Raw genomic sequence first — 26,264 nt, forward strand, 5'->3', positions numbered from 1 at the left:
TTCCAGCCCACCCACACACCACCATCCATGCAAGCCCTGCTCGACGCCATTGCCACCATGCCCCTGCCCACCGAGGCGCAGCGCATCTTCCATGGCCGGGGCGGGCTGCACCCGGGGGCAGAGCAGTGGGTGCTGGACGCGTATCCGCCCGTGTGGGTGCTGACGAGTTTTGCGCCCGCCACCGAGGACGAGCTGGCCACCATCGGCGCCGCGCTGCAGGCCCGCTGGGTGCAGATTGCCCCGGCGGGCGAGCCGCTGAACTGGGTGTTCCAGCACCGGGGTGAGGCTTTGCGCATCGAAGGCCGCAGCGAGACGCGGCTGATGGCCGGTGCCGTGCCCGATCCGCATGTGGTCACCGAAGCCGGGGCCCGCTACCGGGTGCATGTGCTGCAGGGGCAGAACCACGGCCTGTTCCTCGACATGGCCGCAGGCCGCCGCTGGGTGCGCGACCATGCCGCCGCGCGCAGCCAGGACCGCTACGGCCTCAAGGTGCTCAACCTGTTTGCCTATACCTGCGCGTTTTCGGTGGTGGCGCTGCAGGCGGGTGCCAGGCAGGTGGTCAACGTGGACATGAGCCACGGCGCCATCGGCATCGGGCAGCAGAACCACCAGCTCAACGGCATCACCACGGGCGCGGCATTTTTGCCGCACGACATCTTCAGCAGCTGGGGCAAGATCACGCGCAGCGGGCCCTATGGCCTGGTCATCGTGGACCCACCCAGCTACCAGAAGGGCAGTTTTGTCGCCACCAAGGACTACGCGCGCTTGATGCGCCGCCTGCCCGACCTGCTGGCCCCGGGCGGCCACGCGCTGCTGTGCCTGAACGCGCCCGAGCTGGGCGTGGACTTTTTGCAGGACCAGATGCGCGAGCTGGCGCCCGAGCTGCGGTTTGTTGAGCGCGTGGCCAACCCGCCTGTGTTTGCCGATGTGGAACCCGACCGCGCGCTCAAGGTGCTGGTGTACCAGGCGCCCGAGCTGGAACCGACCGCCCAGGGTTAGAAAACCCCCAGCGCCAGCCCCACCGCCAGGGCCTCGCCCAGCGCCTGGCAGCGCGCCAGGTCGTCCGCGCCGATGTGTTTGGGCGCCAGGATGGCCTCGGGCGTCTGCGCGTGGGTGCACACGATCAGCGGCTCGGCCACCGCGTTCAGGCGCCAGCCTGTGGCGATGCGCGCCATCTGCCGCGCCGCGTTCTGCCCGTCGCTGCCCGCGCAGACCAGCAGGGCGTAGGGGCGGCCATTGATCTGGTCGAGCGCGCCGTAGTAGCTGCGGTCAAAAAAGTCCTTGAGCTGCCCGCTGATGGCCGCCAGGTTCTCGGGCGTGGCAAACAGGTAGCCATCGGCTGCCAGTACATCGGCTGCGTGGGCCTCTGCGGCGTGCAGCAGGCGCACCACCGTGGTGGGCTCGGCCGCCCGGGCGGCGGCGCAGGCGGCCTCGGCCATCTGGCGCGTGCCGCCGGTCATGGAGTGGTAGACGATCAGCAGGGTCTTGGTGGCGGGCATGGGCGGCAGCATAGCCCCTGTGGCTGGGCGGCAGGGGGTTGCCTAACCTTCGGTTTCCCGCCGTTCGCCCCAGCAGCCACGGGTTTGCACGAGGGGTTTCACGAGGTTCGGCGCCATGCCCCGGTGCCACAATGGTTCATCACCGAACTTGCCGCCGCAGCCGTTTTCATGACCATCGTGTCCCACGTTTCCCACTGGCTGCAGACCACCCGCGCCCGGCTGACCCTGCTGTTTGGGGGCACGGCCGTGCTCACTGGCCTGGCCATCGGCTTTGTGGCCGACGAGGTGCTGAGCCGCCACCTCACCGAACTCAGCGGGCAGTCGCTGCTCAACGCCAGCCAGCCCATTGCGCTGGCGCTTTCGCAGGGCATGCTGGAGCGCGAGCGCGAAATCTCGCTGCTCAGCCACCTGCCGATGGTCACCCGGCCCGAGGCCTACGGGCCGCAACTGCAGGCGCACCTGGAGCAGATCCGGCAGTCCTACCCCTTTTATTCATGGATTGGCCTGACCGACGATGCGGGCGTGGTGCAGGTGGCCACCGGCAACCTGCTGCTGGGCCAGAACGTGTCGCAGCGGCCCTGGTTCAATGCGGGAAAAGCCGGCCCCTACGTGGGCGACGCCCACGACGCCGTGCTGCTGGACAAGCACCTGCGCGAGCCCGGCAGCACGGTACCCCTGCGCTTCATGGACTACGCATCGCCCGTGCGCGGGCAGGATTCGGTCTTCAAGGGCGTGATCTCGGCCCACGTGAACTGGGCCTGGGTGCAGGACATCATCCGCCGTTCCAGCCCCGCGTCGGTGGCCCGCAGTGGCATGGAGGTGCTGCTGGTCAACAAGGACGGCGTGCTCAACGCAGCCGGGGCCATCGAGCTGCCACGCTCTGCGCTGCCCATCCTGCCCAGCCAGGGCCAGTTTCAGGTGATGTCCTGGGGCGATTCGGCGGGCCAGCGTTACCTCACCGGCCTGGTGCCCGTGCCTTCGCAGACCATCACCGACCTGGGCTGGCTGTTGGTGGCGCGCCAGCCGCTGGACCTGGCGCTGCAACCCATCAGCCGCCTGCACAGCATCGTGGCCGTGTTGCTGGTGCTGATGACCGTGATGCTGGTGGGCGTGGCCTATTGGGCCGCGCGGCGCTTCAGCCAGCCGGTGGAAAAGCTGGCCGAGGCGGCCCGGCAGGTCGAGACCACCGGGCGGTTTGTGGCGCTGGACTTCAAGACCGAGACGGTGGAGTTCCAGCACCTGCGCTCTGCGCTGCAGCACATGACCCAGGGCCTGATCGATGGGCGCGCCGCACTGGAGCGCGCCAACGCCGACCTGGAGCACCGCGTGCTGGAGCGCACCGAGGCCTTGCACCAGAGCGAACAGCGCTACCGCAACATCCTGGAAGACCAGACCGAGATCATCTGCCGCTTTGACGGCGGCAACCGCCTGACCTTTGTGAACGACGCGTTTTGCAGGCTGTTCGATTTCAAGCGCGAGAACCTGCTGGGCCGCGTGTGGGCGCCCGTCGTGCACCCGGACGACTACCCCCAGGTGGCGCAGAAACTGGCCACCGTCACCCCCGCCAACCCGGTGGTGGTGGTCGAGAACCGGGTGTTTGCAGGCGACGGCGCCGTGCGCTGGTGCCAGTTCAGCAACCGGGCGCTGTTTGATGATGATGGCCAGTTGGTGGAATGGCAGTCGGTGGGCCGCGACATCACCGAGCGCCGCCAGCTGGAGGCCGACCTGGCCCGCACGTCAGAGCGCTTTCAGGACCTGTATGACAACGCTCCCTGCGGCTACTACGCGCTCGGCCGCCATGGCAAATACGTGCACATCAACCAGCAGAGCCTGTCCTGGCTGGGCGCTAGCCGCGAGGAGGTGGTGGGCAAGCTGGGGGTGGCCGATTTTTTGGATGCCGAAGGCAAGGCGCTGTTCGCGAAGTACTTCCCCATCTTGCAGGCGACCGGAAAAATCGGCCCCCTGGAGCTGACCCTGCTGGGCAAAGGCGCAGCACCGCGCAGGGTCAGCGTCTCGGCCACCGCCATCCGCGATGCGGCGGGCGAATTTGTGATGAGCCGTTCCATCATGTACGACGTGTCGGAGCTGCACGCGGCGCGGCAGGCGCTGCACGCCCTCAACCAGGAGCAGCAGGCCATGCTGCACAACGACCTGATCGGCATCTCCAAGATCAAGGACCGCGTCATCCTGTGGCGCAATCCGGCGCTGGAACGCATCTTTGGCTATGCCCCTGGCCAGTTGCAGGGCCACACCACCGAAGAGATGTATGTGAGCCGCGAGGACTTTTTGGCCTTTGGCCGCGAAGCCTACGCCGTCCTGGCCTCGGGCCAGCACTACCGCCAGCAGCGCCGCATGCGCAAGCTCAATGGCGAAGAAGTCTGGATCGACGTGAACGGCGTGGCGCTGAACGCCGAGGGCGAATCCCTGTGGCTGATGCAGGACGTCACGGCCATGAAGCAGTACCAGCAGCAGGTAGAGCACATCGCCTTCCACGACGGCCTGACCCGCCTGCCCAACCGCCTGCTGCTGGCCGACCGCGTGGCCCAGGCGCTGGCCCTGTGCGACCGCACCGGCAGCATGGCCGCGCTGTGCTACATGGACCTCAACGGCTTCAAGCCGATCAACGACCAGTACGGCCACGACATGGGCGACGAGGTGCTGCGCGTGATTGGCCAGCGCCTGCAAGAGCAGGTGCGCGCCAACGACACCGCCGCACGCATCGGTTGCGATGAGTTTGTGCTGCTGCTCACCGCCATCACCGACCCCGCCGAGATCACCCGGGCCATGGAGCGGGTGATCAACGCCATCGAACAACCCATCGACCTGGGCGCTGGCCGTGTGGTGCGCGTGTCCGCCGCCGTGGGCACCGCCATCTACCCCCAGGACGGCACCAACACCACCGACCTGCTGCGCCGCGCCGACCACGCCATGTACGAAAACAAGGGGCATGTGTCGGCCGAGCGCAGCCGGTGAGCACAACCCCAAAGCGGCACGGCGGGTACTGGCCGGCAGGTGCCGTTAGCGGTCCCCCAGCAGCCGCCCCGTAATCGCCTCCCACTCCGCAACCTCCACCGGCGTGATCGACAGCCGGTTGCCCCGCTGCAGCACGCGCATGGGGGCCAGGTCGGGGTGCTCGCGCAGCTCGGCCAGGGAGATCAGCCGGGTCTTGCGCACGGCCTGCACGTCCAGCAGCAGCCAGCGGGGCTGGTCGGGCTTGGATTTTGGGTCGTGGTAGGGCGAGGTGGGGTCGAACTGCGTGGGGTCAGTCCGGGTGCTGCCGGCCACGCGGGCGATGCCTGCGATGCCGGGTTCGGGGCAGCTGGAGTGGTAGAACAGCACGCCGTCGCCCACCTGCATCTCGTCGCGCATGAAGTTGCGCGCCTGGTAGTTGCGCACCCCCGTCCAGGGCACGGTGGCGCCCGGGGCGGCCAGGGCGTCGTCGATGGAGCATTCCTCGGGCTCGGACTTCATGAGCCAGTAGCGCGGCGGGCGTTGTGGGGTGGCTGGGATGGCGGTGGTGGCGGTCATGGCGGCATTCTGGCAAAGGGCAGGCTCGCCTCGGGGGCTGCGTTGCAGATGCGGGTGTTGGGTTGCTTCTATTTTGATAGCTGCTTGGGCATATCCATCGCGCGGTAGAGCCTGTTTTTATTCAAATTTCTCTGCTGTTGCCGTGCCGGGCAACGCCCCGGGCGCAGCCAGCGGCTCGCGCGGCAGCACGCAGCGCAGGCCCACGCCGTGCCCCCCCAGCCCGTCGGCAAAGCCCAGGGTGCCGCCCATGCGCTGCACCACGCGCTGCGCGATGGCCAGGCCCAGGCCGGTGCCCGCCTCGCTGGTACCGGGGATGCGATAAAAGCGCTCCCACACCCGGGCGCGGTGTTCGGGGGCGATGCCCCGGCCGTTGTCCTGCACCAGCAGCACGATAGGGCCGCCGGGGCTTGCGTCATTAGTGCCCAGGGTCAGCTCCACGCTGCCACCGGCCACGCCGTAGCGGATGGCGTTGTCCACCAGGTTGTCGATGACGGAGCACAGGCCTTCGCGGTCCAGCCGGGCGCTGAGGTGGTCAGGGGCGTTCAGGGCCAGTTCGATGCGCCGTGCGCGCGCCAGGGGCACGAGCAGGGCCACGCGGTTGCGCAGCAGGTCGGCCAGGTCCAGCGTGGGGTGCACGGCCGGGGCAACGGGCTGGGCGGCGGCGTCGGCGCGCGCCAGGGTCAGCAGCTGGGTGAGCAGGTGCGATGCGCGGGTGATGCCCTGCTGCAGCGCGTGGGCGGCGTCGGCCTGCGCGGCGGGGTCGGGCTCGGTGAGCAACTGGTGCGCCTGGGCGTTGATGGCGGCCAGGGGCGTGCGCAGCTCGTGTGCGGCGTCAGCCAGAAAGCGCCGTTCGGCCTCCAGCCGCTGGGCCTCGTGGGCGAGCAGGGCGTTGAGTTCGTGCACCACGGGCGCGGTTTCGGCATAGAGCCTGTCCACCTGCACGGGCGCCAGGTCGCCCGCGCGGCGGCGCGAGATGCGCTGCGCCAGCTGCCGCAGCGGCGCCAGGCCGCTGCGCACCGTGACCCACACCACCAGCCCGTGCCACAAAAAAACGCCCAGCTGGCTTTTGAGCACCAGCCACAGCACCGGCAGCAGGGCGCCCAGGTGAAGCGCGCCGGGCTCGGCCACCTGCACCACCACGCTGCCGTCGCTGGCGGCCTGGGTGTGCAGGTGCCAGGGCGGGTTGCTGGGCGGGGCCGGGGCGGTTTCCGTGGTGGTTTCCATTGCAGTGTGCGGCCAGGGCACGTCGTCGCTGCTGCGGTACAGCACCTGGCCCTTCGTGTTCAGCACGCGGGTGTGGGTCAGGCCCGCCATGCCGAGCAGGTCGCGGCCGGTGATGCGCAGCAGCGCTCCCTGGGCTGCCAACATGCGGGCGGGCAGGGTGGCCTCGGGGCCAGCGGCGGCCTCGGCCAGGATGCGGGCGGTTTCGCGCAGCCGGGTGTCGATGTCTTCGGGGCTGCGCTCCAGCGCCACCCAGGTCATCACCGAGGCCAGGGCCAGCCAGGCCACGACCAGGGCCAGGGCTTGCCAGGCGATCAGGCGGCGGATGAGCGAGGGCAGGCGGGGGGCGCCGGGGGCCGTTGCCGTGGTGGCCGCGCGTGCGGCGTGCATGGCGGCTGCGCTCATGGTGCCGGGTCCATGGCTGGGGTTGGTGCCTCCAGCACATAGCCCACGCCGCGCACGGTGCTGATGAGGTGGTTGCCCAGCTTGCGCCGCAGTTTGTAGACATGCACGTCGGTGGCGTTGCTGTCCAGCGTGTCGGCGGGGCTGGAGCTGGCCTCGATCTGCGCGCGGGTGAGCACGCGGCCCGGGTCTTCGGCCAGGGCGCGCAGGATGTCGTATTCGCGCGCCGAGAGGTGCACGTCCTGCCCATGCACCTGCACCCTGCGCCGCGCGGTGTGGATGCACAGCGGGCCGATCTGCCACACGCTGCTGGTCTGCCCGCTGTGGCGCCGCAGCAGGGCCCGCACGCGCGACAGCAGCTCTTCGATGGCAAACGGCTTGCCCAGGTAGTCGTCGGCCCCGGCGTCCAGGCCCAGCACGCGCTCGCCCACGCTGTCGCGGGCGGTGAGCAGCATCACCGGCGTGGCCTGCCCCTGGGCGCGCAGCCAGGCGAGCAGGTCCAGCCCCGTCTCGTCCGGCAGGCCGATGTCCAGCAACACCAGGGCAAAGGGCTGTTCTTGCAAAAACCGGCGTGCATCGGCGCTGGTGCGCAGCCACACCACATGGTGGCCCGCCACGGTCAGCACGCGCTGCAGCGAGTTGCCCAGGGGGAGATCGTCTTCCACAAGAAGGATGCTGGCCATGCGACGGGGTGTGAGGGGTAAGAAATGGGGCGGTCGCGGCGATTCTAGGAGCGGGCCGTGCCGCCCAGGGGATGCGCGCGCAGCGGGTGTTCATGAAAGCTTCATCTGGGGCGCCCGGCACGGCGGCGGCTTCATGGGGGCTTCATGCGGGTCTTTGCAGACTGCGGGCTTCTCTGTTTCTTTCACCCCCGGCTGGGGGCTTCCGTATGAATCTGCAAAACGCCATCACCCTCTTTTCACCGCGCAACCTGGTGTGCGCCCTGTTCATGTCTGTGCTGTCGGCCTGCGGCGGCACGTCGGACGAGGGGCATGTGGTCACCGTGGACGGCATCAGCATGGACAAGACCATCGACAAGACCGGCATCTACGACCTGGAGGTGACCGGCGCGCGCAACGATGTGACGGTGGCCGCAGGCAACACCGTGGCGCGGCTGATCGTGGCGGGCATGAACAACCGCATTTTTGTGCTCAAGACCGCCACGGTGGAGCGCATCGAGCTGGACGGCAGCGGCAACACCGTCTATGTGCCCGTAGGGTTCAAGTCACGCATCTCGCGCAATGGCAGCAACAACGACGTGATCGAGCGCTGAGGGGGCAGACGCAGGCCAGCCCTGCGCCCTCGCAAATCTGGCCATAAGACCGGCTTTGCCCGCAGAATCACCCCAGCCGCCGCAGTGCGGTGCGGGAGATACCGATGGAAAAGCCAGCCAAGAAGCAGCCGGGCGCATGGGTGATGGGCTTGTTTGCCCTGCCTTTTGCCGCCGTGGGCATGGGCATGCTGCTGCTGAGCGTGTTGCCCACGCTGTACGACTGGTCGCGCATGCAGTTCTGGCAGCCGGTCAATGCCACGCTGCTGGCCGCGAGCCTGAACAGCAGCCGCAGCAGCAAGTCCACCTCCTATACCGTGACGGCGCGCTACCGCTACACCGTGGCGGGCCAGGTGTACGAGGGCGAGCGCGTGGCCATCAGCGGCGGCGGCGACAACGTGGGCGACTTTCAGGAGGCGCTGGGCGAGCGGCTGGAGCAGGCGCTGCGCGCCGGGCAGCCGGTGCCGGTCTGGGTCAACCCCTCGCACCCGGCCGATGCGGTGATCGACCGCAGCCTGCGGCCCGGGCTGCTGGCCTTCAAGATGGTGTTTGTGGTGCTGTTTGGCGGTGTGGGCGTGGGCCTGCTGGTGTTTGCTGCACGCGGGGGCAAGCCATCCAAGCCGCAGGCGAGCAAAACCGTTGCAGCGGGCACACCCGGCAAGCTCGAAAAAATCCCCGGCGGGGTGCAGATGCACTTCCCGGCCGGGCGCTGGTGGGGACTCAAGCTGGCACTGGGGATGGTGGGCCTGGTGTTTCTGGCCGTGGGCGTGCTCGTGCCCTGGGAGCAGGAGGGTCAGTCCGACATTGCGCCCTGGCTGCTGCGCCTGGGCTTTGGCGGCGTGGGTGGCGCGGTGCTGGTGGCTGCGTTTTATGCGCTGGCCAACAGCCTGCGCGTGCAGATTGACCACGAGGGCCTGCGCACCGAGCGGCGCCTGCTGGGCCTGATGCTGCAGTGGCACCAGGTGCCCGGCCCCGAAATCGCCCGGCTGCGTGTGGTGGAGAGCTACACGGTAGAGAGCAACAACCGCCGCGACGTGTACTACCGCATCGAGGCCGAGCTGCGCAGCGGCAAGAAGATCACCGTGGCGCAGGACCTGCAGGGGCGCAAGGACGCCGACCGGATGCTCGCGGCCATCGGCAGCGCCACGGGTTACCCCATTCGCTGAGCCCGCCCACGAGGGGGGCCAGGAGGGGAGGTCAGCCTGCTGCCTTGCGAAACGTGAGGTTGATGCGCAACCCTCCCGTCATCGCATGGCTGGCGTCGGCCAGCGGCGCCACGCCGTGAAAACGCAGCCGCGCCGGGCCGCCCCACACCACCACGTCGCCATGCCACAGGCCCACGCGCCGGGCCTTGTCGGCGCGCAGCGCGCCGCCCCAGAGGAAGATGGCCGGGATGCCCAGGGAGACCGACACGATGGGGTGGTCGTAGTTGCCCTCGTCGCGGTCCTGGTGCAGCGACAGCCGCGTGCCGGGTGCGTAGCGGTTGATGAGGCAGGCGTCGGGCGCAAAGCCGGGGTAGCCCGCCGCTTCGGCTGCGTCCCGGGCCAGTTGGCGAAACAGCGCAGGCATGGGCGGCCAGGGCAGGCCCGTGGTGGGGTCGATGGGGCCATAGCGGTAGCCGCTGCGGTCGCTGATCCAGCCCAGCGCGCCGGTGTTGCTCATGGCCACCGACATGCGCTGCCCACCGGGCGTGATGAGGTGCCGGAAGGGCGCCTGGGCTGTGACGGCATCCACGGCCTGCAGCAGCGCGGCAGCCTGCGGCAGGGCCAGGCCGCGCAGCACCACCGCGCCCGGCTCCAGCCACTCGGGGGCCTGGGGGGTGGCGGGCAGGTCGTCAAACAGGCCGAGGGTCATCGCCACCTACTCAGCGTCGTGAAAGATGATGCCCATTGTGTGGCGCTGCCCAGACCGCACGCGGCTCACCCCGTGGCGCAGGTTCACGCGGTAGGTGCCGCGTGTGCCTTGCACCGGGCGGTGGTGCACGGCAAACGCCACGGCGTCGCCGCGTCGCAGAGGCACGACCTCGGCCCGCGACTGCATGCGGGGGCGTTGTTCGGTCAGCACAAATTCGCCGCCGGTGAAGTCACGGCCGGGCTCCGACAGCAGGATGGCCACCTGCAGCGGGAACACATGCTCGCCATACAGGTCCTGGTGCAGGCAGTTGTAGTCGCCCGGTGCGTACTGCAGCAGCAGCGGCGTGGGGCGCAGTTGCCCGGCCGCATGGCAGCGGGAGATGAAGTCGGCGTGCTGCGCGGGGTAGCGCACGTCGATGCCCATGGCGGCATTCCAGTGGTTGGCGATGGGCTGCAGCTGGGGGTAGAGCGCGTCACGCAGCCCGGCCACCAGGTCCGGCAGCGGGTAGCTGAAGTACTGGTACTCGCCCAGGCCAAAGCCGTGGCGCTGCATGACCACGCGGCTGCGGAACAGGGGTGGGCCAGGGCGGCTGTAAAGCCCGGCGAGGGCCGTGCATTCCTCGGCGCTCAGCAGTTGCGGCAACACCGCGTGGCCCTGGGTGTGCAGGTCGTCGGTGGCCTGGGCCCAGTCGAGCGCGGCCACGCGCCCGGGCCAGGGGCTGGTGGCCTGTGGTGTGCTGTGGGGCAGGGCGCTCATGCCGATCATGCGGCCTTCTCCTGTGCGCTTGTGGGTGCGGCAGCGCCAGACTCGCGTTCCAGCAGCGCGCGCTTGCGCTCCACACCCCAGCGGTAGCCCGAGAGCGCGCCGTCGCTCCTCACCACCCGGTGGCAGGGGATGGCCACCGCCAGCGCGTTGGCGCCGCAGGCCTGGGCCACGGCGCGGGTGGCGGCAGGGGCGCCGATGCGCGCTGCAATTTCGGCATAACTCGCGGTCTGCCCGGGCGGGATGGTGCGCAGCGCCTGCCACACGCGCTGCTGGAAGGCCGTGCCCCGCACATCCAGCGGCAAATCCAGCCCCCGCCCCGGCGCCTCGACAAAGGCCACGACCTGGGCCACCAGCGATTCAAAAGTGGCATCGCCGCCCACCAGTTGGGCCTGCGCAAACCGGTCTTGCAGATCGCGCACCAGCACATCCGGGTCGTCGCCGAGCAGGATGGCGCACAAGCCCTGGCCGCTGTGCGCCACCAGGAGGGCACCCAGCGAGCATTGCGCCACGGCAAAGTGGATGCGCTGCGCCGCGCCGCCTGCGCGGTAGCGCGCGGGGGTCATGCCCAGCACCTGGGCCGATTTTTCATAAAAGCGGCTGCTGGACTGGTAGCCCGCTTCGTAGATGGCCTCGGTCACCGAATCGGTGGCGTGCCCCAGTGCACTGCGCACGCGCTGCTCGCGCTGCGCGGCGGCGTAGGTCTTGGGCGTGAGGCCCGTGGCCTGCTTGAAGATGCGGTGCAGGTGCGAGCTGCTCAACCCCAGCCGGGCGGCCAGCGCATCGAGCGTCGGTGCGCGCCCCTCGGCCGCATCGGCTTCGATGAAGCGGCAGGCCTGCGTGACCCATCCGGCATGGTGCGATTGCGCCGAGGGCTGCTGTGGCTTGCAGCGCTGGCAGGGGCGAAAGCCTGAGTTTTCAGCATCGGCGCAGCTTGCGTGGAAGCGCACGTTCTCGGGCCGGGGCGTGCGTGCCGCGCAGCTGGGGCGGCAGTACACGCCCGTGGACAACACCGAATACCAGAAGCTGCCGTCTGCCGCCGCGCTGCGCGCCAACACCGCCGCCCAGCGCGGGTCGGCCTGGGTGGCGGCGGCTTGTTGCGCTGCCTGGGTGCGGCGGGGGGCCGGGCGGGTGGGCATGGGCAGTGGGGGCGTTGAGGAAATTGCGGTGGCCAAGGCTTGCATGGTGAGGGCTCCGAAAAGAACCTGTTCGCACTCAGGGTGCGAACAGCTGGTGTTGCGATGCCCTCACTGTAGAAACGGGGCGCACTGGGCGCACTCCGAAGCTTGCTTTTGAATTCTGCACCTGGGGGCGGGTGCGCAGGCGGTTGCCCCTGGGGGGCCTCATTGATCCCTCAAATACTATTATTTTGATAGCTATAAAGGCATGACCATCAGGCGGTAGCGGTCATTTTTATTCATATTCTGGTGGTTGCAGCGGGCGAGAGCGGCGTTTTCCGGTACCACCCCAGCGGCGCGCATCCTCGCCAGGGATAGCGAGCGGGTTGTCGGCGGGCTCGGCCAGTGGCGCCAGCAGGGCTTGCAGGTCGGCCTCGCTGAATTTGAGTGCCCCGGCCGCGTCGTGGCCCAGCACGCCGCTGGCCAGGGCGGCCTTGCGCGCTTGCAGTTCCAGCATGCGCTCTTCGATGCTGCCTTCCACCACCAGCTTGTAGACGAACACGGGCTGGTTCTGCCCGATGCGGTGGGCGCGGGCTGTGGCTTGTTCTTCCACGGCGGGGTTCCACCAGGGGTCGAGGTGGATCACGGTGTCGGCGGCCGTGAGGTTGAGGCCTGTGCCACCCGCCTTGAGGCTGACCAGCAGGACGGGCGCGCTGCTCGCGTCCTGCGCCTGAAAACGCTTTACCACCGCGCCGCGCTGGCCCGGTGGCGTCTGGCCGGTGAGGGTGAGGTAGGGCAGGGCCAGCGCGTCCAGCTGTTCGGCGGCCAGCATCAGCATCTCGGTGAACTGCGAGAACACCAGCACGCGGCGGCCTTCATCGACCAGGGCGGGCAGCATGTCGGCCAGCAGTTCGAGCTTGGCGCGTTCGGTGCCGGGGTGGACCTTGGCACCTTTCACAAGGTGTGGGTCGCAGCACACCTGGCGGAGTTTCAGCAGCGCGTCCAGGATGGTGATCTGCGCGCCGTCAAAACTCTGCCGCTCCAGCACGCGGCGCACCTGTTTGTCCGCCGTGGTGCGCACGGCCTCGTACAGTTCGCGCTGTTTGCCCTGCAGCTGCACGCGCTGGATGACCTCGGTGCGCGGCGGCAGTTCAGTGGCCACGTCCTGCTTGCGGCGGCGCAGGATGAAGGGGCGCACGCGCTGGGCCAGCAGCTGGGCGCGCAGGGTTTCGCCGTTCTCTTCGATAGGCTTGCGCCAGCGGGCGTTGAAGCTGCGCACATCGCCCAGAAAGCCGGGCATCAAGAAGTCGAACTGCGCCCACAGCTCGCCCAGGTGGTTTTCGAGCGGCGTGCCCGTCAGGCACAGCAGGTGCGGGGCCTGCAGCTTGCGCAGGGCGCGGGCGCTGCGGCTGCCTGCGTTTTTCACCATCTGGGCTTCGTCCAGGATCAGCAGGTGAAAGGGCTCTGCCGCCAGCGCATCCACATCGCGCCAGAGCAGGGGGTAGGTGGTCAGCACCAGGTCATGGTCGGCGATCTGCAGGTAGCGCTGGCCCCGGCTCGCGCCATGCAGGGCCAGCACCCGCAGGCCCGGCGCCATGCGCGCGGCCTCGGCCTGCCAGTTGAAGAGCAGCGAGGTGGGCAGCACGACCAGGGCCGGGCGGGTGAGGCGGCCCGCCTCCTTTTCAGCCAGCACATGGGCCAGCGCCTGCGCGGTTTTGCCCAGGCCCATGTCGTCGGCCAATATGCCGCCCAGGCCCTGGGCGCGCAGGTACTGCAGCCAGGCCAGGCCGTCGAGCTGGTAGGGGCGCAGCTGCACCTGCAGGCCCTGCGGCGCGGCCACGGGCTGCGGGGTGCCGATGCGGCGCAGGCGCTGCGCCAGCTGGGCCAGGCCCGCGTCGCCCTGCAGCTGCCAGTCGTTGCTCCAGCCGCTGACGGTGCCCACGCGGTGCGCTTGCACCAGCCCGGCTCGCAGGGCCTCGATACGGCGGGCCTCCCAGGCGCCCAGGCGCAGCGGGTCGCCGTCCTTGAGCTGTTTACGGGTGGGATCGGTGAGCAGATCCACCATGGCGCCCACGATGGCCTTGAGTGGCCCGGCGGGTGCGTCGATGCGCCGCCCGCCCGGTGCGCGCAGCGAGATGACCGCGATGTCGTCGATGGCCGCCATCTGCCGCGCGTTGAGCCAGCGCACGTCGCGGCGCAGCAGGTCGGCCAGCATGGGGGCCAGGTCCAGCACCACGCCGTCGATCTCGATGCCCAGGCTCAGCAGCCAGGCGCCTTCGCGCTCGGGCAGGTGCAACTTCTGCACGGGGCGCTGGCGTGTGCCCAATGGGCCATCCACCTCTTTGGCCAGCAGCTCGCCGGTGTCGGGCGCGATGACGAGCTTCCAGCGCTGCACAGGCACGCTTTCGTGCGCAAAGCCGGGGTGCACCACCACGCTCCAGCCCTGGGCGCGCAGCTGCGGCACCACGTCGGCCCAGAAGTCGCCAAAGTGCGCCTCCTGTGCCAGTGTCCACACGGGGCCCAGCGTGGCGGCGGCTGCGCGGTGGCGCCACTGCAGGCTTTTGGGGTCCACGGGGGTCAGGCCCAGGTCCCACACGCGGTCCATGGCGTCGGCCTCGGCGGCCAGGTGGCGCTGCATGCGCTGCACGGGGCCGCCGGTGTCGTACAGGTCTTGCACGGGCGCGGGGCGGGCGTTGAGCACCGAGGTGGGCGCGGCGGTTTCCCACTGCGCGCCGCCGTCGGTGCGGTAGGTCCAGTCGATCTGCGCCAGGGTCACGCTGTCGCCGCGCGGCCCCAGCTTGCCCTGGGGCGCCATGCCCAAGAGGCCCTCGCCCCGGCCCAGGGTCATGAGGGTGATGCGGGGGCGGAACTGGCCTGCGACCACACCGGATGCCGCAGGGGCTGGCGCCAATGAAGCGGTGGGGGACCCGGGAGGGATGGGTGCGGCGCCGTCGCGCAGCAGCGCCATCACGCGCGCGGCCTCGGCGTCGGTCAGCGGGGCCAGCGCCTGCAGCGTGGCCGCATCGGCGCGCTGGCGCAGGGCCTGGGCCCAGGCGGCGATCAGGGCACCCCGGTTCGACCGGGGCTGATCAGGGGGCGCGGGGTGGGCAGGGTCGTGGCCAGCGGCAGGCATAGGCCGCCGATTGTGCCGTGGTGGTTGTACGCCCCCGGTCAGAACTCCCAGGCCAGGCCCATTTGGCTGAAGCTGCGCCCATTGCCACGGCCCACGGCCACCGATGCCTTGAGCCCTTCGGCAATTTCGTAGCGCAGGCCCAGGGCCTTGTCGGGGCGCGACCGTTGTTCGCCAAACACCTCGGAGGTGAGGCGCAGCTGGGCGGTGAGCGGCAGCTCGTGCCCCACCGCCCAGGTGACGGCGCGGTGGCGCACGCCCTGCACGCGGACGGTGTGGTGGCCCGCATTGAGGTGCAGCGCCTGGTCGTTGGCAAACCGGTAGGTGGCCAGGCCGGTGATGGTGACAGCCCGCTCGGAAAAATGCGCCGGGGTGGCGTCGTCGCGCACGCGGGTGTGGCCCAGGTCGGCCCTGGCGCCCAGCGACCAGCCTGCATCGTTCTGGATAGGCACCCACTTCACCCCCCAGCCCCGGCCCTGCAGCGTGGTGGCCGGGCTCTGGCCCTTGTCGCGGCCGTGGGCCAGCGATACCTCCACCTCCAGCCCGGGCAGCAGCCCCATGCCAAACAGCAGCTCGCCGCTGCGGGTGTGGGCGTCGCGGCCCAGGGTGCCTTCCAGTTTCAGCGCGCCCTGGGCCAGCGTGCCCGCATCGTCGGTGTGCATGGGCGCTTCGGCATGGGCATGCAGGGCACCGGCGATGCACGGCAGCGCCAGGCACCAGGGCGCGATGCGGGAGGGGGGGCGGGGTTGGTGACGGCTTTTCATCGGGCGGCTCTTTGAACAGGTTCTTAGGGTTGTTGTGCAGTTCGTGTGCGGGCTCATGGGGCGGGCCAGTGCAGTTCGATGGTGAAGCCCGATGCACATTCTGGCAACACGGTCTGGCCGCCGTGTGCGCGGGCCACCAGGTCTGCCAGCACCAGGCCCAGGCCGCGCATCGCGCTGCCGTCGCCATAGGCTTGTTGCTGCAGTGCCTGCTGCAACAGGGCCCGGGTGGCAGGCGGGCAGCCATCGCCATCGTCCTGCACGCGCAGGATGCTGTGTGCGCCCGCCTGCAACGTGGTGATGGTGACCTGCCGGGCATGGAAACGGTGCGCGTTGTCCAGCAGGTTCAGCAGGGCTGCCACCAGCAGGTCCGGGTCGGCCGCGAGCCGCGTGGGCTGGTGGATGGTGATCGCCATGTCGTGAAAGGCCAGCGCATCGATCAGCTGGCGCAGGTCCACGTCCTGGCGCTGTGGCTCGATGCCGCTGCGGAACATCGTCAAGAGCGCCTGCATCACGCGCCCCAGCCGGCCCGCTGCCTCGCGTGCGCGCTGCAGCCGGGGCTGCAAGGGCTCGGGCGCCTCCTTGATCGCCAGGGCCAGCTGCACGTCGATGCCTGCCACGGGCGTGCGCAAGGCATGGGCGGCGTGGGCGGTGAAGGCGCGTTCGCTGACGATGCGCCGCGCCAGCCGGTGCCCCAGGTCGGCGATGGACTGCTCGATGGGCAAAAGCTCGGCCCTGGGCTCAACGCGGGGCGCGGTGTCGGGGTGCAGCGGGTCGTAGCGCTGCACGTCGTGGCTCAGGGCGGCCAGGGGCCGAAGCTCCTGGCGGATGCGCCAGTTCATCCACAGCGCAGAAAAAAGGCCCATGGACAGGGCGGCCAGCAGCGTGTAGAGCACCACCTCGCTGCGCGCCTCGTTGCGCTCTTGCCGGCTTTGGGCCACCACCAGAACGTGCTGGGGGCTTTGCGGGAAGGCCGACGAAAAAGCGCGCCACCGGCCATCGGCCGTCCACGCAACCTGGGCCGTTGGCGCTGTCTGCAGGGCCGTGGCGGGGGCCTTGTGTGAACGGCCTCGGACTTCGCCTGTGGACGCATCGACCACCTGCCAGATCAGGTGCTTTTCGTAGTCGAAGTGCTGGGTGGCGCTGGAAGCGCCATAGGCAAAACCGGGCTGGGCTGCGAGCACGTTGTGGAATATCTCGGAGGTTTCGCGCAGCTCCTGGTCCATCAGTTCGCCCATTTCGTGGGCGATCACAAACCAGACCACCAGGGCCGTCAGCAGGCCAAATGCGACCGAGGACCACAGCAGCGACTGGATCAGGCGGCCCCGGATGGACGGCAATCGGGTGTTGTGGACCATGTGGTGCTTGCACTCAGCCCGGAAGGCCGGGGGCGGCCATCCGGTAGCCCAGGCCGCGCACGGTCTGGATCAGGTCCTTGCCCAGCTTGCTGCGCAGGTGGAACACATGCACCTGCAGCGCATTGCTATTGAGGTCGTTGTCCAGCCCCAGCACCAGCGCCTGCAGGTCAGGCGCCGACACCGTGCGCCCCGCGCGCAGCACCAGGGCCTCCAGCACAGCCCATTCGCGCGCCGTCAGCTCCACCCGCTGGCCGTGCAGGCGCACCTCCTTGTCGGCCAGCCGCACATCGACGGCGCCAAACGCCTTGCAGGGTGCGCCACCGGTAATCCGGCGCGACAGGGCCCGCAGCCGCGCGCACAGTTCCTCGGGCGCAAACGGCTTCACGAGGAAATCGTCGGCCCCGCTGTCCAGGCCATGGATGCGGTCGCTGAGCATGTCGCGCGCCGTGAGGACCAGGGCGGGTGTCCGGCCTCCCTTGGCACGCAGGCTGCGCAGCCAGTCCAGCGCCGACCCATCGGGCAGGTTCCAGTCCAGCAGCCAGGCGTCATAGGGCTCGGACACCAGGGCCCTGGCCTGCGCCAGGGTGGTGCACCAGTCCACCCGGTGGCCGTCGTGCTGCAGAAAATCCCGCAGCCCTTCGCCCAGTGTGGGGTCGTCTTCCAGCAGCAGCAATCGCACGCGTTTCTTTTTTTTCGCGTCAGAAGCGCTGCTTCACGCCGGTGACCATGGCACGCACCAGGCGCACCCGCTCCAGCCGCCCCATGACGATGGCCGCCGCCGCGTGCAGCCCCGCCGCCCACAGCAAGCCGTGGGACAGGGCTTCGTGCAGCTCCATGAGCCACTCTTCGCCAAAAAAGTCGTCGGTCGTCTGCATCCAGCCCGTGGCGCCCAGGGCCAGCACCAGTGCCATCAGCGCCAGCATCATCACGGCCCCCAGCGGGTTGTGGCCGGCATGGTGCGGATGCTCGCCGCGTTGCAAGGCCCGCAGATGGGCGGCCAGGCGCGTGAGGGTGGGGAAGAAGTCGCTGAAGCGCGCATGCCGGGTGCCCACAAACCCCCAGAGCACGCGCGCCAGCACCAGCGCGCTGGCGGTGTAGCCCACCCACTCGTGGGCGGTTTTTCCGTCCTCCAGAACAAACTGGTTCAGCGCCACGCAGGCGACCAGGCTCCAGTGGAAGATGCGGACGAAGGGGTCCCACACCCGGTGGGTTTCGAGGGCTTGTGTGGAGTGGGCAAGGTTCATGGGGAACTCGCGGGGTAGAGGCTGCCAGGGGGCGGGTGCTGCCGCCTACTTGCGTTCCAGTTCGGCGCCGGTGGCGGGGTTGAAATAGATCTCCACCTTCTTGCCCGCCTTGTCCAGGCCATAGATTTCGTAGCACTTGCCCTTGCTGACCTTGAAGGTGCGGATCTGGTAGCCCTGTTTTTCGAGCGCGGCCTTGAAGTCGGCTTCCTTCATCCATGTCCCCTCGGGGGCGTTGCAGGCGGGGCCTGCCAGGGCGGCAGCAGAGCTGAGTGCAAGAACAAGGGCGGTGATGTGCAGTTTCATGGTGAGGTTTCTGTGTCCGTGGTGGTGAAGATGTGGACTGACTGCCCACGAACTGCATTGGGCGCGGCCTAGATTAAGTGGACATGAAGCGCCGCCAGCGCCACGCCGGAGCAGGTCCGGGGGCGCTGGCTGGGGGACAAGAAACGTGGTTGTTCCGCAGCCACCGCCGGGCTACCGGGGTTTGGTGCTGCCAATGCCCGCAGGGGCAGGCTGCACGGCGGGGCGGCCCCGGGTGGCCTGCAGGTTCATGGCGGCGGCGGCCAGCAAGATGGTGGCAGCACCCAGCCACTGCGCGGGCTGCAGCCGGTGGCCGAACGCCACGAAGTCCACGCCAATCGCCACCACGGGGTAGATGAACGACAGCGCCCCCTGCAGGTAGGTGGGCAGCTTTTGCACCGCGCCATACAGCAGGATGTACATGAGGCCCGTGTGCACCACGCCCAGGGTGACCAGCAGCAGCCAGGTGCTGGCGCCCTGCGGCGGGGTGCCCAGCCGGGCAAAAGGTGCGAGCATGAGCACGCCCACGGTCACCTGCACCAGCGCAATCAGGTGCGGCGGTGTGCCCGTGAGCCGTTTGGCAATGACCGAGGCCACGGCCCAGAAAAACGCCGCGCCCAGCGCCATGGCAATGCCCAGGGCATAGTCGCCGCCCGGCAGGCCCGCACCGGGCTTGGCCTGCACGATGAGCAGCATGCCCACAAAGGCCGTGGCCAGCCAGCCGAGTTTGGCCAGCGTGACGCGCTCGCCAAACAGCAGGGCGCCAAAGACCACCAGCATGAACGGCTGCGTGTTGTAGACCGCTGTGGCAACGGAGATGGAGGCATGGGAGTAGGCGCCAAACAGCAGCAGCCAGTTGGTGACGATGGCCACGCCGCCCAGTGCGGCCCAGCGCGCAATGCGCCAGGTCATGCCGCGCAGCAGCCCCATGGCCCAGCACACCAGGCCCAGGGCCACGGCACCAAAGGCGCAGCGCCAGAACACCACCTCCAGCGCGGGCAGGCCCGACTGCACGACAAACCAGCCGATGGTTCCTGATATGGCCATGGCGGCGCCCATCTCCAGCGTGCCCTGTGTTTTCTTGTCCATACCTGTGTGCCTGTTGCCCTGTGTGGTGATGGCAGAACTATAGAAAACAGAAGTCGTGCAGTGAATGCTTTGTATTAGGTGATTTTTTATTTGCTACTGATAATCTGAGGTACTTTTGCAATTTCACCTCTGCGCCATGGACGCCATCGACCAAGCCATCCTGACCCAGCTGCACCAGGACGCCCGCACTTCGCTCAAGGAACTGGGCGAGCGCGTGGGCCTGTCGTCGCCCAGCGTGTCCGAGCGCCTGCGGCGGCTGGAAGAGCGTGGGGTGGTGCGTGCGTTCACGGTAGACATCGAGCCACGCGCGCTGGGCTACCAGCTGCAGGCCATCGTGCGCATCCGGCCGCTGCCGGGCCAGCTGGCGGCGGTGGAGCAGTTGATCCGTGACACGCCCGAGTTCTGCGAATGCGACAAGGTCACGGGCGACGACTGTTTTGTGGCCCGGGTGTTTGTGCGCTCCATCGAGCAGCTGGACGGGGTGCTGGACCGCATTGCTGACAAGGCGCAGACCAATACGGCCATCGTGAAAGCGCAGACCATCCGGCGGCGGCCGCCGCCGTGGGTGCCAGGCGTTTGATGTGAGTGAATGAGGTGCTGGGCCGCGTCAGCCGCCCAGCACCCGCGCAAACAGCTCGTTGCGGAAGTGGATGCCCAGGCGCGCAAACGCGCGGTTGCGGTAGGTCTTGACGGTGGGCACGCTCAGGCCCAGGTCGCTGGCGATGCCCTCGTGGGTCATGCCCTGCAGCAGGCGGGCGCACACGTCCAGCTCGCGGTCGGTCAGCTCGGCCTGCAGGCGCACCAGGCGCATGCGCAGCACGGGCAGACCGTCGGCGGCCAGCGGGGCCAGGGCCGCATCGGCGGGCAGCGCCAACACGGGGCCGGGGGCGGCCGCGTCCGGCCACAGCGGGGCAGGGTGCAGATGCGGGTGTGACAGGTCGATGTGCTTGCGGGTCAGCGCCAGCAGCACGGGCGCGACGGATTCAAACGCGCTGATCTGCCGGTCGCTGAACGCACGCTGGTGCTGGTGGCGGTAGAAGTTGACCGCAAACACCGAGCCATCACTTTCATACTCGACCACCGACACGCGCTCGGCCACGCCGTGGGCCTCATACACCCGGGCGCGGTGTTCGCCCTCCACCTCGGTCGCGGTCACATGGCACAGGCGCGTTTCGGGCGCGGCCACAGGCACTTCGTCAAACGGGCGGCCCCAGGTGCGGTCGCTGCGGTATGGGCCCGACAGGTAGGCCCACCAGCAGTCCTGTGTGGTGTCGGGCACGCCCCGGCTGGCGGACATGAACAGCGTGGGTTTGCAGCGGTGGCCGGTGCGGTACACCGACCAGGAGGCAGCGGGCAGCACGGGTTCCAGGTCTTGCAGCAGGCCCGGCGCAAAGCCGTTGTCGCCCAGGCGATGGACCATGCTGGCCAAGGTCTGGCTGGCGGGGCTGTGCAGCACCTGCCGGCCGGGCGCAGTCTGTGAAGAGGAGGGGAGCCACTGCCGCATGGAAAAGATGGAAATTGCGAGGGATGGGGGGCGAAAACGGGAAGTGTGCGCTGAAACTGCCCCCGATGCGGCCATCGGGGCGCTCGGGTTATCCCGTCATCCTCTGGGATGACAGGCGCTGCTTGCAACGGGACTTACGCTAGGTCCTATGTCTGACCTCATCCCCTTGCCCGATCCGCAGTTCAAATTCTTTGCCGACCTTCGCGTGGAGGTTGGCCCCCCCCAGGAGGTGGGGCACACCGTGCACGGCCTGCGCAGGCTGATCCCCATCCTGGGCGGCACCGCCACCGGCGACGGCTGGAGCGCGCGGGTGCTGCCGGGCGGCGCAGACTTCCAGCTCATCGTGAACGACCGGCTGTCGGAGCTGGACGCGCGCTATGTGCTGGAGACCGACGGCGGCGACCTGATCTATGTGCAAAACCGTGCCGTGCGCTCGGGCCCGGCCGAGCTGATTGCCCGCCTGGTGCGCGGCGAGCTGGTGGACCCGGCGCAGGTCTATTTCCGCTGCAGTCCGAGTTTCGAGACAGCGTCGCCCGCGCTGTCCTGGATGGCTGAGCGCATGTTTGTGGGCACGGGCGCACGTTACCCCGACGCCGTAGCCATGCGTTTTTTTGAACTGCGGTAACAGTCCGGCCCTTTTTTGCTTCCCTGATTGATCTTTTGACCTTTCCCAACGTACAAGACCTGGAGACACCATGAAAAACACCACCCAACCCCTGCGCCGCGCCCTGGTGGCTGCATCCATCCTCGCCGGGCTCATGCCCTGGGCGGGGGCCCAGGCACAGGGGGCTGCGGCCTACCCCAGCAAGCCCGTGCGCATCATCGTCGGCTTCCCGGCGGGCACGGGGCCGGACATCGTGGCGCGCCTGCTGGCGCAAAAGCTCTCGGAAGGCTGGGGCAACGCGGGCGTGATCGTGGACAACAAGCCCGGCGCGGGCGGCCTGATCGCGGCCAGCGAGGCCGCCCGTGCCGCACCCGATGGCTACACGCTGATGCTGGGCGAGACCGGCCAGCTCAGCATTGCCCCCAGCAGCTACAACAAGCTGCCCTACGACCCGGCCAAGGACTTCGTGCCAGTGAGCCAGGTCGTGACCTCCGACTTTGTGCTGCTGGTCAACCCGCAAAAGGTGCCATCGCGCAACGTGAAGGAGTTTGTGGACTGGACCAAGCAGCAAAAGGGCCTGTTCCTGGCCACGTTTGGCGCGGGCACGCCGGGGCACTTTGGCGCCTTCATGTTTGGCGATGCGGTCAAGCTCAAGCCCGAGCCGGTGCACTACAAAAACACGGCGGACGCGCTGGGCGGCCTGTTCAGCGGCGACGTGCAGGGCGTGTTTGCCAGCGTGGGCCTGGCCGCACCCAATGTGAAGGCGGGCAAGCTGGCGGCGTTGGGCTCCACCGGCGCCACGCGCACCAACGCGCTGCCGGATGTGCCCACCATCAAGGAGCAGGGCTACGCCAACCTGGAGTTCTCGTCGTGGTTTGGCATCGTGGCCCCGGCCAAGACGCCCCCCGAGATCGTCGCCAAGCTCAGCGCCGACATCATCCGGGCCGTGCAGTCGCCCGAGGGCAAAGCCAAGATGGAAGAGGCCGGTTTCCGCGTGACGGGCACCAACTCGCAGGACTTTGCCCGCACCATCGCCGCCGACACGGTGACCTGGGGCAAGGCCGTGGCCGCCACCGGCTTCAAGGCCGACTGAGCGCCCAGCCCGCTCAACACATCCCCCCGCATCCAGACCCGCGCACCTGCCTTTGCAGGCGGCACGGGCCCGGGCGCAGCCATGCCTGGCGCCGGGCACGCGCTCCACTTTCATTCCAACCACAACACGACCGGAGGCACACCCCATGTCCTTTCTCCACACCCTGCAGCCTGCCAGCCCCCCGGCTGCAGGATTGCGCCGCAAGCTGGTGCCCGCCGCACTCACCATGCCCCTGCTGATGGCCGCCTGCGGTGGCGGCAATGGCGATGCGTCGGCCCAGCCGCTCACGCCCGCTGCGGCCTGCGCCGAGCTATCGACCAAGGGCGGGCTGGCGGCCACCACGCTCACCACCAGCTATGTGGCGGCAGACACCAAACGCCCGGGCGGCGCGGCCACCGGCGCGTTTCTGCCGGGCCACTGCGTGGTCACGGGTGCCATCAACCCCCGTGTGGGCGTGGATGGCAAGAACTACGCGATCGGCTTTCAGCTGAGCCTGCCGGACCACTGGAACGGGCGTTTCCTGTTCATTGGCGGAGGCTGCAACGACGGCATCCTGCGCGACACCTCGCTCAGCTCCAGCATTTCGGGCGGCACACCGTCGCCGCTGGGCCAGGGGTTTGCGGTGGTGTCCACCGATGCGGGGCACACCGGCACCACGGCCAGCTTTGGCGCCGACCCGCAGGCGCGCATCGACCATGCCTACAACTCGTATGACAAGACGGCCGTGGCCGCCAAATCGCTGATTGCCACGCGCTATGGCCGCAAGCCCGACCATTCGTACTTCTCGGGCTGCTCGGGCGGCGGGCGCCAGGGGATGATGTTCTCGCAGCGTTTTCCGGACTACTTCGACGCCATCACGGCCGGTGCGCCCGCCATGCGCGTGTCGAGCGGCGCCACGGTGGCCGCCATGTGGAACACCATCCAGTTCGATGCCATCGCCCCGCAGGACGCATCGGGCAAGCGCATCCTGTCGCAGGCGTTCAGCAACGCCGACCTGAACCTGGTGGCCGATGCGGTCAAGGCGTCGTGCGACGCGGCCGATGGTGTGACCGACGGCCTGGTGAACAACGTGAAGGCCTGCAAGTTTGACCCGGCGGTGCTGCAGTGCAGCGGCGCCAAGGGTGCCAGCTGCCTGAGCAGCGCCCAGGTGGGCGCACTCAAAAGCGTGTTTGCGGGCCCGCGCAACTCTGCCGGCAAGGCCTTGTATGCCGGCCAACCCTGGGACCCGGGCCTGGCCGCGCCAGGCTGGCGCACCTGGACGCTGGGCAGCTCCACCACGGCCACGCCGGACGCGCGCTACATCACGCTGATGGTGGATGCGCTGGTGAACGAGTTCTTCACGCCGCCAGACCTCAGCTTCAACCCGCTCGCCTTCAACTTCGACACCGACCCGGCGCGCATGGAGGCGTATTCGGCCATCTATGACACCTACCGCGATGACAAGCTGGCGGCCTTCAAGCAGCGCGGCGGCAAGATGTTGTTCATCCACGGCATGTCCGACCCGATCTTCTCGGCGCTGGACACCATGGATTACTACGAACGCCTGGCGGCCAACAACGGTGGCATGAAGGCCACACAAGGCTTTGCGCGCACCTTCCTCGTGCCTGGCATGAACCACTGCTCGGGCGGCCCGGCCACCGACAACTTTGATTCGGTCCAGGCGATGGTGGACTGGGTGGAAAAGGGCGTGGCGCCCGACACCATTGCGGCCAAGGCGCTGCCCGCCAACACCTTCATGCCCAACCGCACCCGGCCGCTGTGCGCCTACCCGCAGTTCGCCAAATACAAGGGCTCGGGCAATGTGGAAGACGCCAGCAGCTTTGTCTGCGCGGCAGAGTAGGCCTGACCGGGGCTACTTGCGGGAGGCAGAGGCAGGGGCGGGCAGTTGCAGCCGGGCCTCCTGCACCACCTGCACACAGTCGCGCAGGTGCTGTTCGCCCAGGTAGCGCAGCGTGGCGTAGCCCAAGGTGGCGGCCACGGCCTGGCCCGCCAGGGGCACATACTTGGCAACCTGCTTGGTGGTCAGGCGCAGGCCTACCGTTTGTGCAGTGCGCAGCACCAGTTCGCGTGTGATCAGCTTGCCGATCAGCACCGAGCCAACCAAGCCCACGGCCTTTTGCAACTGCTCGCGTTTGCTGGGGTCCAGCTGGTCGATCTGCCCGGCGGACAGGCCAAACTCGGCGCTGATTTGCGGAATCAGCCGGGACAGCAGGGCCGCATCCACGGCCCAGTCGAGGCCCGGCACGGGCACCATGCTGGCAGCGGCGGCCACCAGGGCCCGCCGGTGCAGCAGCTTGCGGGCGCGCCGCACGGCGGCGGCCAGATCCGGGTCACTGGCGGCCATTTGCGATGAGCTGGGCATAGGGCAGTCCAGTGCAGCGGTTTACGACGACTTGCCCTTGACCAGGCCGTACACCACCAGCAGGACCACGGCGCCCAGCACCGAGGCGATCCAGCCAGCCGAGTCGCCCTGGGCATACCAGCCCATGGCCATGCCCACATAGCTGGCCAAGAAGGAACCCGCCACCCCCAGCAGCGCGGTCATGATCCAGCCCAGTTTGTCGTCCCCGGGCTTGATGGCGCGGGCAATGAAACCCACGACCAGACCGACCAGCAGCGTTCCCAGAATTGACAGCATGTTTTCCCCTTTGTGAACTTGTGCGAGCTTGTTGGAGCTTGCAGATGGATGTGATGAAAGCGAACGAAAGCGAACCAGGGGGACTGTACCGAAGGGGCGGGCGCCCCTGCTGTCGGACAACACCCCCTGTGTGCGTCACCGGAGGGAGGTGGCGCCCGGCAGCGGTGAGTTCAAGGGCCGCTCGAACAGGCAGTGCCCGAAGCGGTGGGCATGCAGGTCCATGCCCGAAATCTGGCAGCTGGTGCTGTCGCAGATGTAGCGGTCCGGTGGCAGGCCTGCGTGGGCGGCTTCGGTCAGCAGGATCTCGTTGGCACCGGCGATGTCTTCGCCAAGCTTGCAGGCGCAATTCATCTCGGGGCCAAACAGGTCCTGCTGGGCAATCACCAGCGTGGGGCCGAAGCCAATGCCTGCGCTCACGTTCAGGATGCGTTCGGGCGGCAGCACGGAGTTCATGGCCTGCAGGGCGCGCAAGGTGTCCAGTGCGGCCTCCAGCGCCTGCCCGGGTGTGTTGAAGATTGCAAACAGGTTGTCGGCCTCCTGCTTGATGATTTCGCCGCCATTGCCCCGGATGGCGGGGCGGGCCGCCTGCTCCATCTGGTGGATCATGGCCAGGAAATGGATGATGCCGTGGCTCTGCGTGATGCGCGAGAAGCCGCACATGTCCAGCACCAGGATGGCCACGTTGCGCACAAAGGCCTGCTCGATGGCGGTGTCGATGCCTGCCGCATCGCCGGGCGCCTGGTTGCGCTCGGCCAGCAGGCGCCGCAGGTAGTCCTTGTCGTGGGGGGCCTGGGCCCCGGGTGGCGCAGAAGGGTGGTGCATGGCGACGGCCTGTGGGTGGTGTCTGACATGGTAGCGCGGCACCTGCTGGCGGGGCAGGGCCCGGCCG

26 protein-coding genes are annotated in these 26,264 nt (G+C 68.7%); 8 read left to right on the plus strand and 18 right to left on the minus strand.

Features of this window, described 5'->3' with window-relative positions:
• The first annotated feature begins 27 nt into the window (after positions 1-27).
• Positions 28-999, plus strand: coding sequence for a class I SAM-dependent methyltransferase (locus A1D30_RS07865; RefSeq protein ID WP_063460196.1), 972 nt, complete (start codon positions 28-30; stop codon positions 997-999).
• Here A1D30_RS07865 and A1D30_RS07870 read toward each other — a convergent pair.
• On the minus strand, positions 996-1,499 hold the full coding sequence (locus tag A1D30_RS07870; protein ID WP_063460866.1) for an NAD(P)H-dependent oxidoreductase: 504 nt from the start codon (positions 1,497-1,499) through the stop codon (positions 996-998). The two genes, A1D30_RS07865 and A1D30_RS07870, sit on opposite strands and share 4 nt — an antisense overlap.
• A gap of 168 nt (positions 1,500-1,667) precedes the next feature.
• Between A1D30_RS07870 and A1D30_RS07875 the strand changes: the two genes are divergently transcribed.
• The gene (locus A1D30_RS07875) at positions 1,668-4,472 is read left to right on the plus strand and encodes a PAS domain S-box protein (RefSeq protein ID WP_131798425.1); all 2,805 of its coding nucleotides are present in this window, start codon (positions 1,668-1,670) and stop codon (positions 4,470-4,472) included.
• Positions 4,473-4,517: 45 nt separating this feature from the next.
• On the opposite strand, the gene A1D30_RS07880 is transcribed toward A1D30_RS07875, so the two are convergent.
• The 3 genes from A1D30_RS07880 to A1D30_RS07890 all read right to left on the minus strand — a co-directional run bounded on the left by A1D30_RS07880 (position 4,518) and on the right by A1D30_RS07890 (position 7,333).
• Positions 4,518-5,027 (minus strand): EVE domain-containing protein, encoded by a 510-nt coding sequence (locus tag A1D30_RS07880; RefSeq protein ID WP_063460198.1) that lies wholly within the window; start codon positions 5,025-5,027, stop codon positions 4,518-4,520.
• Positions 5,028-5,144: 117 nt separating this feature from the next.
• Positions 5,145-6,653, minus strand: coding sequence for an ATP-binding protein (locus A1D30_RS07885; protein ID WP_063460199.1), 1,509 nt, complete (start codon positions 6,651-6,653; stop codon positions 5,145-5,147).
• A complete protein-coding gene (locus A1D30_RS07890; protein ID WP_063460200.1) occupies positions 6,650-7,333 on the minus strand; it encodes a response regulator transcription factor in 684 nt (227 codons plus the stop codon). Before A1D30_RS07890 ends, A1D30_RS07885 begins: the two co-directional genes overlap by 4 nt.
• 206 nt (positions 7,334-7,539) lie before the next feature.
• Here A1D30_RS07890 and A1D30_RS07895 point away from each other — a divergent pair, with 206 nt between their 5' ends.
• On the plus strand, positions 7,540-7,923 hold the full coding sequence (locus A1D30_RS07895) for a hypothetical protein (RefSeq protein ID WP_063460201.1): 384 nt from the start codon (positions 7,540-7,542) through the stop codon (positions 7,921-7,923).
• 104 nt (positions 7,924-8,027) lie between these two features.
• A complete protein-coding gene (locus A1D30_RS07900; RefSeq protein ID WP_063460202.1) occupies positions 8,028-9,086 on the plus strand; it encodes a DUF3592 domain-containing protein in 1,059 nt (352 codons plus the stop codon).
• Positions 9,087-9,117: 31 nt separating this feature from the next.
• On the opposite strand, the gene alkB is transcribed toward A1D30_RS07900, so the two are convergent.
• From alkB to A1D30_RS07950, 10 genes are all read right to left on the minus strand, one after another.
• Positions 9,118-9,774, minus strand: coding sequence for a DNA oxidative demethylase AlkB (gene alkB, locus A1D30_RS07905; RefSeq protein ID WP_063460203.1), 657 nt, complete (start codon positions 9,772-9,774; stop codon positions 9,118-9,120).
• Positions 9,775-9,780: 6 nt separating this feature from the next.
• Positions 9,781-10,530, minus strand: coding sequence for a 2OG-Fe(II) oxygenase (locus A1D30_RS07910; RefSeq protein WP_063460867.1), 750 nt, complete (start codon positions 10,528-10,530; stop codon positions 9,781-9,783).
• A gap of 5 nt (positions 10,531-10,535) precedes the next feature.
• Positions 10,536-11,675 (minus strand): bifunctional DNA-binding transcriptional regulator/O6-methylguanine-DNA methyltransferase Ada, encoded by a 1,140-nt coding sequence (gene ada / locus A1D30_RS07915; protein ID WP_063460204.1) that lies wholly within the window; start codon positions 11,673-11,675, stop codon positions 10,536-10,538.
• Between the two features lie 274 nt (positions 11,676-11,949).
• Complete coding sequence (locus A1D30_RS07920; protein WP_063460205.1) at positions 11,950-14,787, minus strand: DEAD/DEAH box helicase; 2,838 nt, start codon at positions 14,785-14,787, stop codon at positions 11,950-11,952.
• A 38-nt stretch (positions 14,788-14,825) separates the two neighbouring features.
• Positions 14,826-15,548: a hypothetical protein gene (locus A1D30_RS07925; protein ID WP_242421822.1), complete on the minus strand. Its 723-nt coding sequence runs from the start codon at positions 15,546-15,548 to the stop codon at positions 14,826-14,828.
• A 53-nt stretch (positions 15,549-15,601) separates the two neighbouring features.
• Entirely contained in the window at positions 15,602-16,903 is a 1,302-nt protein-coding gene (locus tag A1D30_RS07930; RefSeq protein WP_063460206.1) for a HAMP domain-containing sensor histidine kinase, read from the minus strand.
• A gap of 13 nt (positions 16,904-16,916) precedes the next feature.
• On the minus strand, positions 16,917-17,582 hold the full coding sequence (locus tag A1D30_RS07935; protein ID WP_063460207.1) for a response regulator transcription factor: 666 nt from the start codon (positions 17,580-17,582) through the stop codon (positions 16,917-16,919).
• Positions 17,583-17,601: 19 nt separating this feature from the next.
• On the minus strand, positions 17,602-18,147 hold the full coding sequence (locus A1D30_RS07940; protein WP_063460208.1) for a cytochrome b/b6 domain-containing protein: 546 nt from the start codon (positions 18,145-18,147) through the stop codon (positions 17,602-17,604).
• Between the two features lie 45 nt (positions 18,148-18,192).
• Positions 18,193-18,450: a PepSY domain-containing protein gene (locus A1D30_RS07945; RefSeq protein WP_063460209.1), complete on the minus strand. Its 258-nt coding sequence runs from the start codon at positions 18,448-18,450 to the stop codon at positions 18,193-18,195.
• 171 nt (positions 18,451-18,621) lie between these two features.
• Positions 18,622-19,536, minus strand: coding sequence for a DMT family transporter (locus A1D30_RS07950; protein WP_063460210.1), 915 nt, complete (start codon positions 19,534-19,536; stop codon positions 18,622-18,624).
• Positions 19,537-19,672: 136 nt separating this feature from the next.
• Here A1D30_RS07950 and A1D30_RS07955 point away from each other — a divergent pair, with 136 nt between their 5' ends.
• Positions 19,673-20,116, plus strand: a complete 444-nt coding sequence (locus tag A1D30_RS07955) for an Lrp/AsnC family transcriptional regulator (RefSeq protein ID WP_063460211.1) — start codon at positions 19,673-19,675, stop codon at positions 20,114-20,116.
• A gap of 27 nt (positions 20,117-20,143) precedes the next feature.
• Here the strand turns inward: A1D30_RS07955 and A1D30_RS07960 are convergent, their stop codons facing one another.
• Positions 20,144-20,956, minus strand: a complete 813-nt coding sequence (locus tag A1D30_RS07960; protein ID WP_063460869.1) for a helix-turn-helix transcriptional regulator — start codon at positions 20,954-20,956, stop codon at positions 20,144-20,146.
• 232 nt (positions 20,957-21,188) lie between these two features.
• On the opposite strand from A1D30_RS07960, the gene A1D30_RS07965 reads away from it, so the two are divergent.
• The 3 genes from A1D30_RS07965 to A1D30_RS07975 all read left to right on the plus strand — a co-directional run bounded on the left by A1D30_RS07965 (position 21,189) and on the right by A1D30_RS07975 (position 24,577).
• Positions 21,189-21,665, plus strand: coding sequence for a DUF3237 domain-containing protein (locus A1D30_RS07965; RefSeq protein WP_063460212.1), 477 nt, complete (start codon positions 21,189-21,191; stop codon positions 21,663-21,665).
• Positions 21,666-21,735: 70 nt separating this feature from the next.
• Complete coding sequence (locus A1D30_RS07970; RefSeq protein ID WP_063460213.1) at positions 21,736-22,737, plus strand: tripartite tricarboxylate transporter substrate binding protein; 1,002 nt, start codon at positions 21,736-21,738, stop codon at positions 22,735-22,737.
• Positions 22,738-22,882: 145 nt separating this feature from the next.
• Complete coding sequence (locus tag A1D30_RS07975) at positions 22,883-24,577, plus strand: tannase/feruloyl esterase family alpha/beta hydrolase (RefSeq protein WP_063460214.1); 1,695 nt, start codon at positions 22,883-22,885, stop codon at positions 24,575-24,577.
• A 12-nt stretch (positions 24,578-24,589) separates the two neighbouring features.
• Here the strand turns inward: A1D30_RS07975 and A1D30_RS07980 are convergent, their stop codons facing one another.
• The 3 genes from A1D30_RS07980 to A1D30_RS07990 form a co-directional block, all read right to left on the minus strand.
• On the minus strand, positions 24,590-25,099 hold the full coding sequence (locus A1D30_RS07980; protein WP_063460215.1) for a hypothetical protein: 510 nt from the start codon (positions 25,097-25,099) through the stop codon (positions 24,590-24,592).
• Positions 25,100-25,120: 21 nt separating this feature from the next.
• Positions 25,121-25,375 carry a GlsB/YeaQ/YmgE family stress response membrane protein gene (locus A1D30_RS07985; RefSeq protein WP_063460216.1) on the minus strand — a complete coding sequence of 85 codons (255 nt, stop codon included), beginning with the start codon at positions 25,373-25,375 and terminating at the stop codon, positions 25,121-25,123.
• 135 nt (positions 25,376-25,510) lie between these two features.
• Entirely contained in the window at positions 25,511-26,197 is a 687-nt protein-coding gene (locus A1D30_RS07990) for an adenylate/guanylate cyclase domain-containing protein (RefSeq protein WP_063460217.1), read from the minus strand.
• Positions 26,198-26,264: the final 67 nt, after the last annotated feature.

This window comes from Acidovorax sp. GW101-3H11, from assembly GCF_001633105.1.
Taxonomy (GTDB): domain Bacteria; phylum Pseudomonadota; class Gammaproteobacteria; order Burkholderiales; family Burkholderiaceae_C; genus Acidovorax.

Excerpts from the sequence above, each read along its gene's own strand:
- A1D30_RS07865 (WP_063460196.1), top strand. The coding sequence starts at position 28 with ATGCAAGCCCTGCTCGACGCCATTGCCACCATGCCCCTGCCCACCGAG.
- A1D30_RS07870 (WP_063460866.1), bottom strand. The coding sequence starts at position 1,499 with ATGCCCGCCACCAAGACCCTGCTGATCGTCTACCACTCCATGACCGGC.
- A1D30_RS07875 (WP_131798425.1), top strand. The coding sequence starts at position 1,668 with ATGACCATCGTGTCCCACGTTTCCCACTGGCTGCAGACCACCCGCGCC.
- A1D30_RS07880 (WP_063460198.1), bottom strand. The coding sequence starts at position 5,027 with ATGACCGCCACCACCGCCATCCCAGCCACCCCACAACGCCCGCCGCGC.
- A1D30_RS07885 (WP_063460199.1), bottom strand. The coding sequence starts at position 6,653 with ATGAGCGCAGCCGCCATGCACGCCGCACGCGCGGCCACCACGGCAACG.
- A1D30_RS07890 (WP_063460200.1), bottom strand. The coding sequence starts at position 7,333 with ATGGCCAGCATCCTTCTTGTGGAAGACGATCTCCCCCTGGGCAACTCG.
- A1D30_RS07895 (WP_063460201.1), top strand. The coding sequence starts at position 7,540 with ATGAATCTGCAAAACGCCATCACCCTCTTTTCACCGCGCAACCTGGTG.
- A1D30_RS07900 (WP_063460202.1), top strand. The coding sequence starts at position 8,028 with ATGGAAAAGCCAGCCAAGAAGCAGCCGGGCGCATGGGTGATGGGCTTG.
- alkB (WP_063460203.1), bottom strand. The coding sequence starts at position 9,774 with ATGACCCTCGGCCTGTTTGACGACCTGCCCGCCACCCCCCAGGCCCCC.
- A1D30_RS07910 (WP_063460867.1), bottom strand. The coding sequence starts at position 10,530 with ATGAGCGCCCTGCCCCACAGCACACCACAGGCCACCAGCCCCTGGCCC.
- ada (WP_063460204.1), bottom strand. The coding sequence starts at position 11,675 with ATGCCCACCCGCCCGGCCCCCCGCCGCACCCAGGCAGCGCAACAAGCC.
- A1D30_RS07920 (WP_063460205.1), bottom strand. The coding sequence starts at position 14,787 with ATGCCTGCCGCTGGCCACGACCCTGCCCACCCCGCGCCCCCTGATCAG.
- A1D30_RS07925 (WP_242421822.1), bottom strand. The coding sequence starts at position 15,548 with ATGAAAAGCCGTCACCAACCCCGCCCCCCCTCCCGCATCGCGCCCTGG.
- A1D30_RS07930 (WP_063460206.1), bottom strand. The coding sequence starts at position 16,903 with ATGGTCCACAACACCCGATTGCCGTCCATCCGGGGCCGCCTGATCCAG.
- A1D30_RS07940 (WP_063460208.1), bottom strand. The coding sequence starts at position 18,147 with ATGAACCTTGCCCACTCCACACAAGCCCTCGAAACCCACCGGGTGTGG.
- A1D30_RS07945 (WP_063460209.1), bottom strand. The coding sequence starts at position 18,450 with ATGAAACTGCACATCACCGCCCTTGTTCTTGCACTCAGCTCTGCTGCC.
- A1D30_RS07950 (WP_063460210.1), bottom strand. The coding sequence starts at position 19,536 with ATGGACAAGAAAACACAGGGCACGCTGGAGATGGGCGCCGCCATGGCC.
- A1D30_RS07955 (WP_063460211.1), top strand. The coding sequence starts at position 19,673 with ATGGACGCCATCGACCAAGCCATCCTGACCCAGCTGCACCAGGACGCC.
- A1D30_RS07960 (WP_063460869.1), bottom strand. The coding sequence starts at position 20,956 with ATGGTCCATCGCCTGGGCGACAACGGCTTTGCGCCGGGCCTGCTGCAA.
- A1D30_RS07965 (WP_063460212.1), top strand. The coding sequence starts at position 21,189 with ATGTCTGACCTCATCCCCTTGCCCGATCCGCAGTTCAAATTCTTTGCC.
- A1D30_RS07970 (WP_063460213.1), top strand. The coding sequence starts at position 21,736 with ATGAAAAACACCACCCAACCCCTGCGCCGCGCCCTGGTGGCTGCATCC.
- A1D30_RS07975 (WP_063460214.1), top strand. The coding sequence starts at position 22,883 with ATGTCCTTTCTCCACACCCTGCAGCCTGCCAGCCCCCCGGCTGCAGGA.
- A1D30_RS07980 (WP_063460215.1), bottom strand. The coding sequence starts at position 25,099 with ATGCCCAGCTCATCGCAAATGGCCGCCAGTGACCCGGATCTGGCCGCC.
- A1D30_RS07985 (WP_063460216.1), bottom strand. The coding sequence starts at position 25,375 with ATGCTGTCAATTCTGGGAACGCTGCTGGTCGGTCTGGTCGTGGGTTTC.
- A1D30_RS07990 (WP_063460217.1), bottom strand. The coding sequence starts at position 26,197 with ATGCACCACCCTTCTGCGCCACCCGGGGCCCAGGCCCCCCACGACAAG.